The sequence below is a fragment of the Streptomyces sp. NPDC043680 genome, assembly GCF_056436685.1.
The window spans coordinates 361,016-377,467 of record NZ_JBWKCE010000005.1 but is presented as its reverse complement, the minus strand read 5'-3'; the positions used below and the strand labels follow the sequence as shown (position 1 = coordinate 377,467).

Annotated in this window: 16 protein-coding genes and 1 riboswitch; of the genes, 13 read left to right on the top strand and 3 right to left on the bottom strand. The window is 68.9% G+C overall.

Annotated elements, in window-relative coordinates; all coding sequences use genetic code 11:
* Positions 1-236 precede the first annotated feature (236 nt).
* The 4 genes from ctaC to AC0666_RS14050 all read left to right on the top strand — a co-directional run bounded on the left by ctaC (position 237) and on the right by AC0666_RS14050 (position 4,688).
* Positions 237-1,211 (top strand): aa3-type cytochrome oxidase subunit II, encoded by a 975-nt coding sequence (gene ctaC, locus AC0666_RS14065; protein ID WP_468582079.1) that lies wholly within the window; start codon positions 237-239, stop codon positions 1,209-1,211.
* Positions 1,208-2,935, top strand: coding sequence for an aa3-type cytochrome oxidase subunit I (ctaD, locus tag AC0666_RS14060; RefSeq protein ID WP_361721778.1), 1,728 nt, complete (start codon positions 1,208-1,210; stop codon positions 2,933-2,935). Before ctaC ends, ctaD begins: the two co-directional genes overlap by 4 nt.
* On the top strand, positions 2,932-3,330 hold the full coding sequence (locus AC0666_RS14055) for a cytochrome c oxidase subunit 4 (RefSeq protein ID WP_361721775.1): 399 nt from the start codon (positions 2,932-2,934) through the stop codon (positions 3,328-3,330). The genes ctaD and AC0666_RS14055 overlap by 4 nt, the downstream gene beginning before the upstream one ends.
* Positions 3,331-3,443: 113 nt before the next feature.
* A complete protein-coding gene (locus AC0666_RS14050) occupies positions 3,444-4,688 on the top strand; it encodes a L,D-transpeptidase (RefSeq protein WP_468967209.1) in 1,245 nt (414 codons plus the stop codon).
* Between the two features lie 85 nt (positions 4,689-4,773).
* On the opposite strand, the gene AC0666_RS14045 is transcribed toward AC0666_RS14050, so the two are convergent.
* Positions 4,774-5,175, bottom strand: coding sequence for a DNA-binding transcriptional response regulator (locus tag AC0666_RS14045; RefSeq protein ID WP_361721769.1), 402 nt, complete (start codon positions 5,173-5,175; stop codon positions 4,774-4,776).
* 199 nt (positions 5,176-5,374) lie between these two features.
* Here AC0666_RS14045 and ctaE point away from each other — a divergent pair, with 199 nt between their 5' ends.
* From ctaE to AC0666_RS14010, 7 genes are all read left to right on the top strand, one after another.
* Complete coding sequence (gene ctaE, locus AC0666_RS14040; RefSeq protein ID WP_356853362.1) at positions 5,375-5,995, top strand: aa3-type cytochrome oxidase subunit III; 621 nt, start codon at positions 5,375-5,377, stop codon at positions 5,993-5,995.
* Between the two features lie 75 nt (positions 5,996-6,070).
* Complete coding sequence (qcrC, locus tag AC0666_RS14035) at positions 6,071-6,880, top strand: cytochrome bc1 complex diheme cytochrome c subunit (RefSeq protein ID WP_356853364.1); 810 nt, start codon at positions 6,071-6,073, stop codon at positions 6,878-6,880.
* Positions 6,877-7,935, top strand: a complete 1,059-nt coding sequence (gene qcrA, locus AC0666_RS14030; protein WP_468967205.1) for a cytochrome bc1 complex Rieske iron-sulfur subunit — start codon at positions 6,877-6,879, stop codon at positions 7,933-7,935. Before qcrC ends, qcrA begins: the two co-directional genes overlap by 4 nt.
* Positions 7,932-9,560 (top strand): cytochrome bc1 complex cytochrome b subunit, encoded by a 1,629-nt coding sequence (gene qcrB / locus AC0666_RS14025; RefSeq protein WP_468582083.1) that lies wholly within the window; start codon positions 7,932-7,934, stop codon positions 9,558-9,560. Before qcrA ends, qcrB begins: the two co-directional genes overlap by 4 nt.
* Positions 9,561-9,705: 145 nt before the next feature.
* A complete protein-coding gene (gene trpD, locus AC0666_RS14020; RefSeq protein WP_468967201.1) occupies positions 9,706-10,770 on the top strand; it encodes an anthranilate phosphoribosyltransferase in 1,065 nt (354 codons plus the stop codon).
* 87 nt (positions 10,771-10,857) lie between these two features.
* Positions 10,858-10,974: riboswitch (SAM riboswitch) on the top strand.
* Between the two features lie 217 nt (positions 10,975-11,191).
* Positions 11,192-12,580 (top strand): aminotransferase class V-fold PLP-dependent enzyme, encoded by a 1,389-nt coding sequence (locus tag AC0666_RS14015; RefSeq protein WP_468967198.1) that lies wholly within the window; start codon positions 11,192-11,194, stop codon positions 12,578-12,580.
* 71 nt (positions 12,581-12,651) lie between these two features.
* Positions 12,652-13,440: a DUF2785 domain-containing protein gene (locus AC0666_RS14010; protein ID WP_468967196.1), complete on the top strand. Its 789-nt coding sequence runs from the start codon at positions 12,652-12,654 to the stop codon at positions 13,438-13,440.
* Between the two features lie 27 nt (positions 13,441-13,467).
* On the opposite strand, the gene AC0666_RS14005 is transcribed toward AC0666_RS14010, so the two are convergent.
* The gene (locus AC0666_RS14005) at positions 13,468-13,749 is read right to left on the bottom strand and encodes an Lrp/AsnC family transcriptional regulator (protein ID WP_008738815.1); all 282 of its coding nucleotides are present in this window, start codon (positions 13,747-13,749) and stop codon (positions 13,468-13,470) included.
* Positions 13,746-14,468: a rhomboid family intramembrane serine protease gene (locus AC0666_RS14000; protein ID WP_468967192.1), complete on the bottom strand. Its 723-nt coding sequence runs from the start codon at positions 14,466-14,468 to the stop codon at positions 13,746-13,748. Before AC0666_RS14000 ends, AC0666_RS14005 begins: the two co-directional genes overlap by 4 nt.
* Positions 14,469-14,629: 161 nt before the next feature.
* Between AC0666_RS14000 and AC0666_RS13995 the strand changes: the two genes are divergently transcribed.
* Positions 14,630-14,869: a hypothetical protein gene (locus AC0666_RS13995; RefSeq protein WP_361721745.1), complete on the top strand. Its 240-nt coding sequence runs from the start codon at positions 14,630-14,632 to the stop codon at positions 14,867-14,869.
* Positions 14,870-14,912: 43 nt separating this feature from the next.
* Entirely contained in the window at positions 14,913-16,277 is a 1,365-nt protein-coding gene (locus AC0666_RS13990) for an NYN domain-containing protein (RefSeq protein WP_468967594.1), read from the top strand.
* Positions 16,278-16,452 lie beyond the last annotated feature (175 nt).

The window sequence follows — 16,452 nt, the reverse complement described above, 5'->3', positions numbered from 1 at the left end:
CAGATGGGGTCCGCAGGCGGCCGTCCAGAGGGTGTTGGGCCGTCCCCCGTACGGCGGATCCATCCCTTCGGGGGCAGTAGCGGCGCGTTGGGCACCCTCCCCGCGCGACCCCAAATAGCGTCCAGTAGGGTTTGGTCCGCATAAACATCCAAACCCCTGCCTGCGTCAGGGCCGGCGACCGACCCGAATACGGCCGCGGCCGGCCGCGCGGGCCGAGACTCTCGGGAAGGCGCTACGTGAGTCCCTACGGCTCCGACCGCTCGCCGCGGCGCCCGATGCGGCGGAAGCTGCTGCAGGCGCTGACTGCGGGCGTGGTCCTGGCGACCGCCACTGGTTGCTCGTACAACTGGAAAAGCTTCCCCCGCCTCGGAATGCCCACCCCGGTCACGGAGGAGGCGCCTCGCATCCTCTCCCTGTGGCAGGGGTCGTGGGCGGCCGCTCTCATCACGGGCATCCTGGTCTGGGGCCTGATCCTGTGGAGCGTCATCTTCCACCGGCGCAGCCGGACGAAGGTGGAGGTCCCTCCGCAGACCCGGTACAACATGCCCATCGAGGCGCTGTACACCGTGGTCCCGCTCATCATCGTCTCGGTGCTGTTCTACTTCACCGCGCGTGACGAGTCGAAGCTCCTTTCCCTCTCCGCCAAGCCGGCGCACACCATCAACGTGATCGGCTTCCAGTGGAGCTGGGGCTTCAACTACGTCGAGGACGTCGACGGTGACGGTGGGACCCCGAAGGCCGGTGAGGTTCCCAAGGAGCTCGCCGCCATCCCGGACCGCTTCACCAAGGAATTCCCCGCGGGCGCCGAAGGCGTCTACGAGAAGGGCGTTCCCGGCGACCGCAACTTCCAGACCGGCAACCCGGGGCCGACCCTCTGGCTGCCCAAGGGCGAGAAGGTCCGCTTCATCCTGTCGTCGAACGACGTCATCCACTCGTTCTGGGTGGTTCCGTTCCTCATGAAGCAGGACGTCATCCCCGGTCACACCAACGTCTTCGAGGTGACGCCCTCGCAGGAGGGCACCTTCGTGGGCAAGTGCGCCGAGCTCTGCGGCGTCGACCACTCCCGGATGCTCTTCAACGTCAAGGTCGTCTCGCCCGAGCGTTACAGGGCACACCTGAAGGAACTGGCCGAGAAGGGGCAGACCGGCTTCCTCCCGGCCGGCATCAAGCAGACTGACCCGGCCCGGAATGCGGAGACGAACAAACTGTGAGCATCCTCAACGAATCTCAGGGTGCCGCCGCCGACTCGTATGAGAACGAGCTGCCGGTGCGGCGCAAGCAGCCGGGCAATGTCGTCGTGAAGTGGATGACCACTACCGACCACAAGACCATCGGCACGATGTACCTGGTCACCTCGTTCGTGTTCTTCCTCATCGGCGGGATCATGGCGCTCTTCATGCGCGCCGAGCTGGCCCGTCCGGGTACGCAGATCATGTCGAACGAGCAGTTCAACCAGGCGTTCACCATGCATGGCACGATCATGCTGCTGATGTTCGCCACCCCGCTGTTCGCCGGGTTCGCGAACTGGATCATGCCGCTGCAGATCGGCGCGCCCGACGTGGCGTTCCCGCGGCTGAACATGTTCGCGTACTGGCTGTACCTCTTCGGCTCGACCATCGCGGTGGGCGGCTTCCTCACGCCGAACGGCGCCGCCGACTTCGGCTGGTTCGCCTACACCCCGCTGACCGACGCGGTGCACTCGCCGGGTATCGGCGGCGACATGTGGATCATGGGTCTGGCCTTCTCCGGCTTCGGCACGATCCTCGGCTCGGTCAACTTCATCACCACGATCATCTGCATGCGCGCTCCGGGCATGACGATGTTCCGCATGCCGATCTTCACCTGGAACGTGCTGCTGACCGGTGTCCTGGTCCTGCTCGCCTTCCCGGTGCTGGCCGCCGCGCTCTTCGCGCTGGAGGCCGACCGCAAGTTCGGTGCGCACGTGTTCGACCCGGCCAACGGTGGCGCCCTGCTGTGGCAGCACCTCTTCTGGTTCTTCGGACACCCAGAGGTGTACATCATCGCCCTGCCGTTCTTCGGCATCGTCTCCGAGATCATCCCGGTCTTCTCCCGCAAGCCGATGTTCGGTTACATCGGTCTGATCGGTGCGACGATCGCGATCGCCGGCCTCTCGGTGACCGTGTGGGCCCACCACATGTACGTCACCGGCGGTGTGCTGCTGCCGTTCTTCTCCTTCATGACCTTCCTGATCGCGGTCCCGACCGGTGTGAAGTTCTTCAACTGGATCGGCACCATGTGGAAGGGCTCGCTGTCCTTCGAGACCCCGATGCTCTGGACGATCGGCTTCCTGGTCACCTTCACCTTCGGTGGTCTGACCGGCGTCATCCTGGCCTCGCCCCCGATGGACTTCCACGTCTCCGACTCGTACTTCGTCGTCGCGCACTTCCACTACGTCGTCTTCGGCACCGTGGTGTTCGCGATGTTCGCCGGCTTCCACTTCTGGTGGCCGAAGTTCACGGGCAAGATGCTGGACGAGCGCCTGGGCAAGATCACCTTCTGGACGCTGTTCATCGGCTTCCACGGCACGTTCCTGGTGCAGCACTGGCTGGGTGCCGAGGGCATGCCGCGCCGTTACGCGGACTACCTCGCGGCCGACGGCTTCACCGCGCTGAACACGGTCTCGACCATCAGCTCGTTCCTGCTGGGCCTGTCGATCCTGCCCTTCCTGTACAACGTCTGGAAGACGGCGAAGTACGGCAAGAAGATCGAGGTCGACGACCCGTGGGGCTACGGCCGCTCGCTGGAGTGGGCGACGTCCTGCCCGCCGCCGCGGCACAACTTCCTCACCCTGCCGCGGATCCGTTCCGAATCCCCGGCGTTCGACCTGCACCACCCGGAGATCGCGGCCCTCGACCACCTTGAGGACCACGCCGGCACCAAGGCCGTCACCGGTGGCAAGGAGGCCGGCAAGTGAAGATCCAGGGCAAGATGTTCCTCTGGCTCTCCTTCTTCATCCTGATCATGGCCGTCGTGTACGGCGTGTGGTCGAAGGAGCCCGTCGGAACCACCGCGCTCTTCCTGGCCTTCGGCCTGAGCGTCATGATCGGCTACTACCTGGCCTTCACCGCCAGGCGCGTCGACGAGATGGCCCAGGACAACCTGGAGGCCGACGTCGCCGACGAGGCGGGCGAGCTGGGGTTCTTCTCCCCGCACAGCTGGCAGCCGCTCTCGCTGGGCATCGGAGGTGCGCTCGCCTTCATGGCCGTCATCTTCGGCTGGTGGCTCATGTACTTCTCGGCCCCGATCATCCTGATCGGCCTGTGGGGCTGGGTGTACGAGTACTACCGCGGTGAGAACGCCAACCAGTAGCGGTACCCGTGCATGACACCTGGGGCCCGGACACCTCGAACAGAGGAGTCCGGGCCCCTCGTTTGCAGTCATCCCGCGCGCCGTAACGGTCATACCTTCATAGCGTTGGCTCCATGAAGCACTCACCGCGTCTTTGGACGGTCATCAGCAGCTCCGTGCTGGTCGCCTCCCTCGGTGCCGGCGCCACCGCATGCGGGTCCGGCGACAACCCGCTGTCCGCCCGCCCCTACGACGCGGGCGACCAGGTCGCCATCAACCAGCCTTCGGGCGGCCGCCCCGTCGACCCCAAGCGGCCCCTGGAGGTCACCGCCAAGGGGCACGGCACCCGTATCACCGACGTGACCGCCGTGGACACCCACGGCCGCCGTCTCGCGGGCGAACTGTCCGCCAAGGGCGACCGCTGGCACAGCACTGCCTCCATGGCCGCAGGTACCCGCTACACGGTCACGGTGAGCACCGAGAACCAGCGCGGCGCCCCCGGTCAGCGCACCATGACCTTCGACACCACCCCGTCCAAGGCGCTGCTCCAGGTGAAGCTCGGCCCCCAGGCCGGCAGGTACGGCGTCGGGCAGCCCCTCACGGCCGAACTGAGCGAGGCCGTCAAGGACAAGGCCGCCCGCGCCGTCGTGGAGCGCGGCCTGGTCGTCGAGTCCTCGCCCGGAGTCGAGGGTGCCTGGTACTGGGTGGACGACAAGACCCTCCACTACCGGCCGAAGGACTACTGGCCGGCCCACTCCACCGTCTCGCTGCGGAGCAACCTGGAGGGGGTCAGGATCACCGACGACCTCAACGGGGCCGCGAGCAAGCCGTTGAAGCTGGAGATCGGCGACCGGGTCGAGGCCATCACCGACGCCGCGGCCCACTCCCTCACCTTCAAGCGCAACGGAGAAGTGATCAACACCATTCCGGTGACCACCGGAAAGCCCGGCTTCTCCACCCGCAACGGAGTCAAGGTGGTGCTCGGCAAGCAGTACTTCGTCCGGATGCGCGGCGACACCGTCGGCATCGGCGGCGATGAGAACTACGACTTGCCCGTCTACTACGCCACGCGCGTCACCTGGAGTGGTGAATACGTCCACGCCGCCCCGTGGTCCGTGGGCTCCCAGGGATACGAGAACGTCAGCCACGGCTGCACCGGCATGAGCACGGGCAACGCCGCCTGGTTCTTCGAGAACATCACCGAGGGCGACGTCGTCAAGGTGATCAACAGCATCGGCGAGGACATGGCCCCGTTCGGGAACGGCTTCGGCGACTGGAACGTGGACTGGAAGGACTGGCGCCAGGGCAGCGCCCTGCTCAAGGGCACCCACGTGAACCACAACCCCGTCGACCAGGCCCGTCTGCGCCCCCAGGTCTGAGCGGCCCCGGCGGGGCCTGCCCGACTCGGGCGGGCCCCGCCGCGCAATGCCCCGTACGGGGACCCCCACGGGCCACTCGTACGGGCTACGCGTCCAGTGAGAGCCGGCAGCGCAGCAGGCGGGCCAGGGCGTCCGCGAACTCCACCGGGTCGACCGGAAGGGTCACCGCCGCATCCGCGCGGCTCCAGGTGGCCAGCCAGGCGTCCTGCGGGCGCCCCATGAGCAACAGGACGGGCGGGCAGCGGAAGATCTCGTCCTTGATCTGCCGGCACACCCCCATGCCCCCGGCCGGAACCGCCTCACCGTCCAGCACGCACGCGTCGATCCCGCCCGCGTCCAGCTCGCTCAGAACGGCCGGCAGCGTGGCGCACTCCACGAACTCGACCGGCGGCAGGTCCGCAGCGGGCCTGCGACCGGTCGCCAGCCGCACCTGCTCCCGCGTGCCCGCGTCGTCGCTGTAGACCAGAACCCGTGCAGTCGACTGCATTTCGTTCCTCCACGGTGCCGTGAAACACGTTGATGATGCGCGGGATGCTACTCCGTCGGACCCGGTGTCAACATCGGTTCGGGCACCCTCGCCCGTGCCACGTGGAGGGCCGCTCTGATGGGCCGTTCGGGCCTTGCACACGCCCCTGACACTCCGAACGGCACCCCCCGGGGTGAGGGCGGGATAAGCGACCGACATAATGTCGGTCGTGGCGACAGCAACGACAGTAGATACCGGGCACGCGCACCCGACGGTCAACCGGCCGAACCTCGTCAGCGTCGGAACCATCATCTGGTTGAGTTCCGAGCTGATGTTCTTCGCGGCCCTCTTCGCGATGTACTTCACCCTGCGATCCGTGACGGGTCCCGAGTACTGGGCAGAGCAGGCTTCGGCCCTCAACCTGCCCTTCTCGGCAACGAACACGACGATCCTGGTGCTCTCCTCCCTCACCTGCCAGCTCGGCGTCTTCGCCGCAGAGCGCGGTGACGTGAAGAAGCTCCGGTCGTGGTTCGTGATCACATTCGTGATGGGTGCGATCTTCATTGGCGGCCAGGTGTTCGAGTACACCGAGCTGGTCAAGCACGAGGGCATGTCTCTCAAGTCAGGTCCGTACGGCACGGTGTTCTACCTGACCACCGGCTTCCACGGCCTGCACGTGACAGGCGGTCTCATCGCCTTCCTGCTGGTCCTCGGCCGGACGTACGCGGCCAAGAGGTTCACCCACGAACAGGCCACGTCGGCCATCGTCGTGTCCTACTACTGGCACTTCGTCGATGTCGTCTGGATCGGCCTCTTCGCGACGATCTACTTGATCAAGTAGCGAACACGTCGCCGGGCCCGACCCGGCACTCATCCAGAAACACCGACGCAGAAGATCCTGACACCGGGGTAATCCGTGAAAAAGCTCTCCGCACGACGACGCCATCCGCTGGCGGCGGTCGTCGTTCTACTCCTCGCGCTGGCGGCCACTGGGGGGCTGTACGCCGCCTTCGCCCCTGCGGGCAAGGCGCAGGCCGATGAAACCGCCCAGTCCCTCGCCATCGAGGAGGGCAAGAAGCTCTACGCCGTGGGCTGCGCAAGCTGCCACGGAACCGGCGGTCAGGGTTCCACTGACGGCCCCAGCCTGGTCGGCGTCGGCTCCGCGGCCGTCGACTTCCAGGTGAGCACGGGCCGCATGCCCGCCCAGCAGCCCGGCGCCCAGGTGCCGAAGAAGCCGGTCATCTACTCCCAGGCTCAGATCGACCAGCTGGCCGCGTACGTCGCCTCCCTCGGCGCCGGCCCGATCAGGCCGACCGAGAAGCAGTACGACCCGGCGGGCGCCGACGTCGCCAAGGGTGGCGAGCTGTTCCGCAACAACTGCGCGCAGTGCCACAACTTCACCGGCGAGGGCGGCGCGCTGACGAACGGCAAGTACGCTCCCAACCTTGAGGACGTCTCGCCCAAGCACATCTACGAGGCCATGCTCACCGGCCCGCAGAACATGCCCTCCTTCCCCGACAGCACGATGCCGGAGAAGCAGAAGAAGGACATCATCGCGTACCTCCAGAACGTGAACGGCGAGAAGTCGGTCAGCCCTGGCGGCCTGAAGCTCGGTGGCCTCGGCCCCGTCTCCGAGGGTCTGTTCGGCTGGATCTTCGCTCTGGGTGCGCTGATCGCTGTCGCCGTCTGGGTCGCGGCCCACACCGCTAAGGCCAAGAAGTCATGAGTAGCCAAGACATTCCCGAAGACAAGCACCTGCCGAGCGAGCAGGGCGACGCGCACCACGGCGCCGTAGCGGTCGCGGACGACCCGTTCGCCGACCCCGGCCTGCCGGTCCACAAGCCGCGTATCCAGGACATCGACGAGCGGGCCGCGAAGCGCTCCGAGCGCACCGTGGCGATGCTGTTCACGCTGTCGATGCTGGCGACGATCGGCTTCATCGCCTCGTACGTGGCCATCCCGATCGAGAAGATCGTGTACATCTTCCCGCTCGGGAAGGTCAGCGGGCTCAACTTCGCGCTGGGCCTCACGCTGGGCACCGCCCTCTTCTGCATCGGCGCGGGCGCGGTCCACTGGGCCCGCACCCTGATGTCCGACGTCGAGGTCGCCGACGAGCGCCACCCGATCGGGGCCTCGCCGGAGGTCCGGGCGAAGGTGATGCAGGACTTCGCCGACGGTGCGAACGAGTCCGCCATCGGCCGCCGCCCGCTGATCCGCAACACCATGCTCGGCGCGCTGGCCCTGCTGCCGCTGTCCGCCGTGGTGATCATGCGCGACCTGGGCCCGCTGCCCGAGGACAAGCTGCGCAAGACCCTGTGGGCCAAGGGCAAGCTGCTCATCAACCAGAACACGAACGAGCCGCTGCGTCCCGAGGACGTCCAGGTCGGGTCGCTGACCTTCGCCATGCCCGAGGGCCTGGAGGAGACCCAGCACGACTTCCAGAACCAGATCGCCAAGGCCGCCCTGATGATCGTCCGGATCAAGCCGGAGGACATCAAGGACAAGCAGGAGCTGGAGTGGTCCCACGAGGGCATCGTGGCCTACTCCAAGATCTGCACCCACGTCGGCTGCCCGATCAGCCTGTACGAGCAGCAGACGCACCACGTGCTCTGCCCGTGCCACCAGTCCACCTTCGACCTCTCCGACGGCGCCCGAGTCATCTTCGGCCCGGCCGGCCACGCGCTTCCGCAGCTGCGGATCGGCGTGAACGGTGAAGGCTTCCTCGAAGCGCTCGGCGACTTCGAGGAGCCCGTCGGTCCTGCATTCTGGGAGCGCGGATGAGCACTGCCACTGACACGAAGCGCACGGCGCCTTCCAAGGGCGAGCGCGTAGCCGACTGGGCGGACGGCCGCCTGGGCATCTACAGCCTCGCCAAGGCGAACATGCGCAAGATCTTCCCGGACCACTGGTCCTTCATGCTCGGTGAGATCTGCCTCTACACCTTCATCATCATCATCCTCACGGGTGTGTACCTGACCCTGTTCTTCCACCCGAGCATGAACGAGGTCGTCTACCACGGCTCGTACGTGCCGATGCAGGGCGTCCAGATGTCCGAGGCCTTCTCCTCGACGCTGGACATCAGCTTCGACGTCCGCGGTGGTCTGCTCATCCGGCAGATCCACCACTGGTCGGCGCTGGTCTTCGTCGCGGCCATGGTCGTGCACATGATGCGCGTCTTCTTCACGGGCGCCTTCCGCAAGCCGCGCGAGGTCAACTGGATCTTCGGCTTCCTGCTGCTGGTCCTCGGCATGTTCACCGGTTTCACCGGTTACTCCCTGCCGGACGACCTGCTCTCGGGCACCGGTGTCCGCTTCATGGAGGGCGCGATCCTGTCCGTGCCGATCGTCGGCACGTACCTGTCGTTCTTCCTCTTCGGCGGCGAGTTCCCCGGCGGCGACTTCGTCGCGCGGTTCTACTCGATCCACATCCTGCTGCTGCCCGGCATCATGCTGGGCCTGCTGGTGGCGCACCTGATCCTGGTCTTCTACCACAAGCACACCCAGTTCGCGGGTCCCGGCAAGACGAACAACAACGTCGTCGGCATGCCGCTGCTGCCGGTCTACATGGCCAAGGCCGGAGGCTTCTTCTTCCTGGTCTTCGGTGTCATCGCGGCCGTCGCGGCGATCGCCTCGATCAACCCGATCTGGGCCCTCGGCCCGTACCGCCCGGACCACGTGTCCACCGGTGCGCAGCCCGACTGGTACATGGGTATGCCGGAAGGCCTGATCCGTGCCATGCCCGGCTGGGAGATCAACCTGTGGGGCCACACGCTCGTCCTGGGCGTGTTTGTTCCGCTGCTGCTCTTCCCGCTGGTGCTGGGCGCGATCGCCGTCTGGCCGTTCATCGAGTCCTGGGTCACCGGCGACAAGCGCGAGCACCACATCCTGGACCGCCCGCGCAACGTCCCGACCCGTACGGCCTTCGGTGCCGCCTGGATCGCGGAGTACATCGTGCTGCTGGTCGGCGGTGGAAACGACATGTTCGCGCAGTACTTCCACCTCTCGATCAACAACATCACCTGGTTCGTCCGGATCGGCTTCTTCGCCGTCCCGGTCCTGGTCTTCATCGCCACCAAGCGGATCTGCCTCGGCCTCCAGCGCCGGGACCGCGACAAGGTGCTGCACGGTCGCGAGACCGGCATCATCAAGCGCCTGCCGCACGGTGAGTTCATCGAGGTCCACGAGCCGCTTTCGCAGGGCGCACTGCACACGCTCACCGCGCACGAGCAGTACAAGCCGGTCGAGATCGGCCCGACGGTCGACGAGAACGGCGTCGAGCGCAAGATCGGCCGGATGCAGAAGCTCCGCGCGAAGCTCAGCAAGGGCTTCTACGCGGAGGACAACCAGATTCCGAAGCCCACGGTGGAGGAGTACAAGGAGATCCAGAGCGGCCACGGCCACCACTGATCCCGCTTGAGGGACTGATTTCGGTCAGTCCTGGTGTCGCCACGGCGAGAGCCCCGTCCAGGGTCTGGACGGGGCTCTTTGCCGTCCCGCGGGGCTGGATAGGCTGAAGCCCTTCCCATTCGACGTGGACCTTCAGGAGCGGACCATGAACGTTGTGACCCCGGCAGGCGGCGACAGCGTGGCGGCCCGCAGCTGGCCGGGCATCCTCGACGCCCTGCTCGGCGGCCGGGACCTGCGGGCCGAGGACACCGCGTGGGCCATGGACCGGATCATGCGCGGGGAGGCCACCGACGCCCAGATCGCCGGCTTCGTGGTCGCGCTGCGGGCCAAGGGGGAGACGGTCACGGAGATCAACGGCCTCGTACGGACCATGTACGAGCACGCCAACCTGATCGAGGTGCCCGGCCGGACCGTGGACATCGTCGGCACCGGCGGTGACGGGGCCAAGACGGTCAACATCTCCACCATGTCGGCCGTGGTGGTCGCGGGCACCGGCGCCAAGGTCGTCAAGCACGGCAACCGGGCCGCGTCCTCCGCGAGCGGGGCCTCGGACGTGCTGGAGAAGCTCGGTGTCAACCTGGACCTGCCGCCCGAGCGGGTGGTACAGGTCGCCGAGGAGGCCGGGATCACCTTCTGCTTCGCGGTGAAGTTCCACCCGGCGCTGCGGCACGTGGCCGCGGCCCGCAAGGAACTGGGCATCCGGACCACCTTCAACTTCCTGGGACCGCTGACCAACCCGGCGCGGGTGCGGGCGCAGGCCACGGGCGTGGCCGACGCGCGGGTGGCCCCCATCGTCGCGGGCGTACTGGCCGAGCGAGGTTCCTCGGCGCTGGTGTTCCGCGGCGACGACGGCCTGGACGAGCTGACGACGACCGCCACGTCCCGGGTGTGGTGGGTGCGCGAAGGCCGGGTGGACGAGCAGCCCTTCGACCCGCGGGACGTGGGCATCGAGCTGGTCGACGTATCGCAGCTGCGCGGGGCGGACGCCTCGTACAACGCCGACGTCGCCCGCCGCCTGCTCGCGGGGGAGACGGGCCCGGTCCGCGACGCGGTCCTGCTGAACTCGGCGGCCGCCCTGGTCGCCCTGGACCCCGGCACCGGCTCACTGGAGGAGCAGCTGCGGGCCGGGATCGCCCGCGCGGCGGAGTCCGTCGACTCGGGCGCCGCCCGGGCGGCGCTTGAGCGCTGGGTGGCCGCCAGCAACGCATGAGGTGTGTTCGTTTTTGAGACTAGGCCCCGGTCCGGCATGTGGACCGGGGCCTTGTGCGCGGAGGATCTTGTGGCAGGATGCTGACCAGGTCACGAGTGACAGCGTTTAGGCCCCGGCTTGCTGTCCGGCAACCCTCCTTCCGTGGCGGGGTGCCCCGGGTGATGACCAGGTCGTAGGCAGCAAGGCCTACGGCAAGCGCGGATCCCTCGACACCAGGGGTCCTGGTCCATCGAGGAGCGTTTTCCGTGAGCAAGCGAATGCGATAGGGCGAATCCGCCCCTTCTTCACCCCTCGGACCAGGGTCACTTCCGTGCGCCCCCCCGTCGTCCGAGGACCTCCCCGTACCCCGGACGGCCGCCGAGCCGTACCCGCGTACGGGCACACCGAAGCCATTCCGCCCTGCCTGCCGGGAGATACCGCCATGTCCGCATCCCTGAACACTGCTGCCACCACCACCACCGCCACCGCCGTCGACCCCGCCTGCGCCGAACCGCTGCCGGTCCTCGGCCGGGACGTCACCGTCCCCCTGGTCACCGGCGGCGAGGTCACCTACGCGGCCCTCGACTACGCGGCCAGTGCCCCCGCCCTGCAGCGGGTCTGGGACGACGTGGCCGCGTACGCGCCCTACTACGGCAGCGTGCACCGCGGCGCCGGCTACCTCTCCCAGCTGTCCACCGATCTCTTCGAGCAGAGCCGCGCCGCGGTCGCCGAGTTCCTCGACTGCCGGCCCGCCGACCAGGTGGTCTTCACCCGGTCCACGACGGACTCCCTGAACCTGCTCGCCGCCGTACTCCCGTCCGACTGCCAGGTGTTCGTGTTCGAGACCGAGCACCACGCCTCGCTGCTGCCGTGGCGCGACGCCCAGGTCACCTACCTCAACGCCCCGCGGACCCCGGCCCAGGCCGTGGACACCCTGGAGCGCGCCCTGGCCGCACGCGAGCCGTACGGCCCCGCCCTGGTCTGCGTCACGGGGGCGTCCAACGTGACCGGCGAGCTGTGGCCGGTGAAGGAACTCGCGGCCGCCGCGCATGCCCACGGCGCACGGATCGTCCTGGACGCCGCCCAACTGGCCCCGCACCACCCCGTCTCCGTGCAGGAGCTGGACGTGGACTGGGTCGCCTTCTCCGGGCACAAGCTGTACGCGCCGTTCGGCTCGGGCGTGCTCGCCGGCCGGGCGGACTGGCTGCAGCAGGCGGAGCCGTACCTCGCGGGCGGCGGTGCCTCCCGGAAGGTCGCCCGGCGCCAGGACGGCGGCGTGGACGTCGACTGGCACACCACGGCCGCCCGCCACGAGGCCGGCTCCCCGAACGTCATCGGTGTCTACTCCATCGCCTCCGCCTGCCGGGCGCTGACGGAGGCGGGCTTCGACGGCCTCGTCGCCCGCGAGCAGCGGCTCGTCGCGAAGGTCCGCGAGGGCCTGGCGGAGGTCCCGGCGGTCCGGATCCTCTCCCTCTTCGGGGACGACGCCCCGCGCGTCGGGGTCATCTCCTTCGTGGTGGACGGCTGGAACAGCTCCCACTTCGCGGCCGCGCTGTCCGCCGAGTACGGCATCGGCGTCCGCGACGGCCTCTTCTGCGCCCACCCGCTGGTCCGCACCCTGCTGGGCAGCGAGCCGCAGGAGCCGGGCGAGTGCGGAGCGCCGGAGGCGGCGCCGGGGGAGCGGTCTCTGAACGCCATCCGCGTCAGCTTCGGCGCGGGCACCCCCGATGAGCACGTCGAGCGGTTCGTCCACGCCGTGTGGGAACTCGTCGCGGACGGGGCCAAGTGGCAGTACCGCACCGAGGAGGGCCGCTGCGTCCCGGCGGTCTGATCCCAGGGCGCCGGATCCCGTCCCGCCGATAATCGCTGGCCGGACGGGTGTCGGCTCCGTACTCTGCTGTCGTGATCACGTGGCAGGCCGTCGAAGACGCCGGATACGCCGTCCCGGAGGGACACGACCTCGACGACCTGGTCGCCGGGCTCTCGCGGGCTCTGGCCGATCCGGACCCCGAGGTACGGGACGGGGCGGCCTACTCCGTCCTGGCGACCTGGATCGCGCGCGGCGTGATCGACGCCCCGCGCCGGCGGGCCCTCGGCGACGAGATGGCCGCCCGCTTCGCCGATCCGCGGATCCAGGCCCGCACGTTCGCCCCCCTGGTGCTGGACATGCTGGTCGAGGCGGGCGAGTTCAGCCCGGCGTGGGTGGACGCCTTCGCGCACTGGTACCCGGCCGAGGAGGACCTGCGCGGCCACGACGACACCCTCGGCTGGCTGCACGCGGCCGCGCACGGGGCAGATCTGCTGGCCGCGTTCGGGCTGCGCCCGGAGGTGGACCCGGTACGGATGCTCGGCCTCGGCGCGGCGCGGCTGCTCGCGCCCACCCCGTACGTGTTCGACCAGCAGGAGGACGACCGACTGGCCCTCGCGCTGGCGCAGGTCCTGAACCGGCCCGGGCTCACCGGGGAGCAGGCCACCGGCTGGCTGTCGCCGCTGGAGGAGGGGATCCGGTCCATGGGCCGCGGCCCCGCCCCGGCGTGGGCGTCCAACACCATGCGCACCCTGCGGCAGCTGTACTACCTGGCCGACCGGGGCGTTCGTCCGCGTCCCGGCGCCGACCGGGTCCCGATGCGGCACGGGCCCGTGCTGCGGCAGGCGCTCGCCGCCGTCCTGGACCTGGTGGACGGCCGCTGAAGCGAGCCGCGGGCGGTTACCGCGCGTCTACGCGTCCAGGCCGATCGCGAAGGCGGCTTCCAGGTCGTGCTGGGAGTAGGTACGGAACGCCACGTGGGTGTCGGTGGCCTCCACGCCCGGGATCTTGCTGATGCGGCCCGGGATGATGTCCGCCAGGTTCTCGTGGCGGGCCACGCGGACCAGTGCGATCAGGTCGTAGGTCCCCGTGACGGAGTAGACCTCGCTGACGCTGTCCAGCGCGGCGATGGACTCGGCGATCTCGGGGATGCGGTCCACGCTGGTCTTGATGAGCACGATCGCGGTGATCACGGTTGGCTGTCTCCCTCGGTGGCCGTCGCTGGTCGACTCACTCTAGTCGTACGCCGGTAGCGCACCCACGCGTAGACGAAGCCGACCGAGAAGCCGACCAGGTGGGCCAGGTACGCCACCCCCGGACCGCTGCCCGCGCGGTGCGCCGCCACCCACTGGAGGGCGAACCAGAACAGCAGCACGATCCACGCGGGGAAGCGCAGCGGCAGGAAGAACAGGAACGGGAACAGGCTCGTCACCCGCGCCCGCGGGAACAGGCAGAGGAAGGCGCCGAGCACCGCCGAGATCGCCCCCGAGGCGCCGACCAGCGTCTGGTCGGAGGAGGCGTTGGCCGCCGCGTACGCCGCCAGGGCGAGGTAGCCCGTACATACGTAGAAGCAGAGGAATTCCGGGCGGCCCATCCGCTCCTCGGCCATCGCGCCGAAGACGTGCAGGAAGAGCATGTTGCCGAGCAGGTGCAGCCAGCTGCCGTGCACGAACAGGGCGGTGAGCGGGGTCAGCAGGGCCCGGCCCTGCCCGGCGAAGAGCTGGTCCGGGACCACGCCCCAGCGCCGGAAGTAGTCCGTCCCCGTCTCCAGCAGCTGCTCACCGGCTCCGTAGGACGGATTCAGGCCCGAGGCCGGGCCGAGCAGGAACACCACGCAGCAGCCGGCGATCAGTACGTGGGTGACCACCGGGCCCCTCGCGGCCCCGCGCAGGGCCTGCCACCTTACGATCATGCGATCGAGCATGGCCCAACCGGGCCCACCCGGGGCACCGGCAGGCCGTAGGGTTACGTGCTGCGGCTCGCTGATTGATGCAGACGGGCGGCTCCGATCGGACCAGGATCGGACCGGCTTTAATTGAAAGATACGCAAGATACAGAGGAGAGAGCGGCCTGATGACGGTTCCCCTGCCGACCGGCACCACGCGGTGGCGCTGCACCCTGTGCGGCAACCTCACGCGCTTCGATGTCACTCGTTCGTCGAAGGTCGTGGAGTACGTCCACCTGGATCTTGCCGGGGAGCCCAAGGTCGAGGAGCGCGAGGTGGTCAGTGAGACCATCGAGTCGGTCCGCTGCCGCTGGTGCAACGCGGTGGACCAGATCGAGCTCGTGGACAGGCCGGGCGCCGACTCCTGACGGATCGGGGCCCACAGGTGGATCATCACGGTAGGGGTGACGGATTGTGGAGCCAGCAAGCGGCGCTGAGCCGGCCGACGCGGCCGGCGACGCCGCCGAGGTGCTCGACCGCCCGCTGCCGGAGGGCGTGCGGCGCCGGGTCGTCGCGCTCGTCTCGGACGCCTTCGGCGGACTGACGGTCGCGGACCTTCCGGCGCAGCTGCGCCAGTACGCGCGGTTCACCCCGTCCCGGCGTGCCAAGTTCGCGGGCAACGCCATGGCCGCGGCCGTGGAGGGCGACGCCGTCTTCCGCGGGCGCGTCGCCGAGAAGGTGCGCGAGGCGCAGGCCGAACTGGCCGCCGCTCTGGAGTCCGGAGCACCGCCCGCGGCCGCGGACCCGCTGGACGTGGCGGCGGCGGCGTACGTCCTGCGGCCGGTCGGCTGGGTCAAGCTGGTGGCCGCCGCCGGCGAGGAGGCGCAGCGCGCGGACGCCGAGCGGATCGGCGAGGAGACCCGGCGCGAACTGGAACGGCTGCGCGAGGAGCTGGCCCAGGTACGGGAGCTGCAGCGGTCCGGCGGCGACCAGGTACGGGTCGAACTGGAAGCGGCGCGCAAGGAAGCGGAATCGCTTCAGCGCAAACTGCGCAGCGCCCTCAGCGATGTGAAGCGCGGCGAGGCGGCCCTGCGCAAGGTCACCGCCGAGATCGACGGGATCCGCGGCGAGGCGGCCGCCCAGGTGGCCGCCGCCGAGAGCGAGACCCGGCGGCTCAAGTCCCGTCTCGCGGAGGTGGAAGCGGCGCTGGAGACCTCGCGCCGGGCCACCCGCGAGGGCCGCAGCGTCGAGGACATGCGGTTGCGCCTGCTGCTGGACACCGTGCTGGACGCGGCCCAGGGGCTGCGCCGCGAGCTGGCCCTGCCGCCGGTCTCGACGCGGCCCGCGGACACCGTGGACGCGGTGGAGCCGGGCCGGATGACCCCGAAGGACATCGCGGCGCGGGCGCTGTCGGAGACCGATCCGGCGCTGTTGGACCAGTTGTTGGCGCTGCCCCAGGTGCACCTGGTGGTCGACGGCTACAACGTGACCAAGACCGGCTATCCGACGATGCCGCTGGAGAAGCAGCGCCTGCGGCTGCTGGGCGGGCTGTCGATGCTGGCCGCGCAGACCGGGGCGGAGATGACCTGTGTCTTCGACGGCGCGGAACTCGCGGCGCCGGTGCTGCTCGCGCCGCCGCGCGGAGTACGGGTGCTGTTCTCCAAAGCCGGGGTGACCGCGGACGAGCTGATCCGCCAGCTGGTACGGGCGGAACCGCCCGGCCGGCCGGTGGTCGTGGTCTCCACGGACCGCGAGGTGGCCGACGGCGTGGCCAAGGCCGGAGCCCGGCCCGTTACGTCCGCCTTGTTGTTGAAGCGGCTTTCGCGCGTTTCGTAACTCCTCGACGTAATGCCCGATTTGGCGGGGCGGCTGTGGAACGTACCGTCAAGTGCCCTGCACGGAGCGTGGGCTGTAGGTAAAGAACCTGGTCGGCGACCGAATTTTTTCTCGGCAGGATTTGAACTGATCACAGAAGGGTCACTAGGGTCTGCTCAAACCTTCGTGCGGTAGG

Excerpts from the sequence above, each read along its gene's own strand:
- AC0666_RS14050 (WP_468967209.1), top strand. The coding sequence starts at position 3,444 with ATGAAGCACTCACCGCGTCTTTGGACGGTCATCAGCAGCTCCGTGCTG.
- AC0666_RS14045 (WP_361721769.1), bottom strand. The coding sequence starts at position 5,175 with ATGCAGTCGACTGCACGGGTTCTGGTCTACAGCGACGACGCGGGCACG.
- ctaE (WP_356853362.1), top strand. The coding sequence starts at position 5,375 with ATGTCGGTCGTGGCGACAGCAACGACAGTAGATACCGGGCACGCGCAC.
- qcrA (WP_468967205.1), top strand. The coding sequence starts at position 6,877 with ATGAGTAGCCAAGACATTCCCGAAGACAAGCACCTGCCGAGCGAGCAG.
- qcrB (WP_468582083.1), top strand. The coding sequence starts at position 7,932 with ATGAGCACTGCCACTGACACGAAGCGCACGGCGCCTTCCAAGGGCGAG.
- trpD (WP_468967201.1), top strand. The coding sequence starts at position 9,706 with ATGAACGTTGTGACCCCGGCAGGCGGCGACAGCGTGGCGGCCCGCAGC.
- AC0666_RS14015 (WP_468967198.1), top strand. The coding sequence starts at position 11,192 with ATGTCCGCATCCCTGAACACTGCTGCCACCACCACCACCGCCACCGCC.
- AC0666_RS14000 (WP_468967192.1), bottom strand. The coding sequence starts at position 14,468 with ATGATCGTAAGGTGGCAGGCCCTGCGCGGGGCCGCGAGGGGCCCGGTG.
- AC0666_RS13995 (WP_361721745.1), top strand. The coding sequence starts at position 14,630 with ATGACGGTTCCCCTGCCGACCGGCACCACGCGGTGGCGCTGCACCCTG.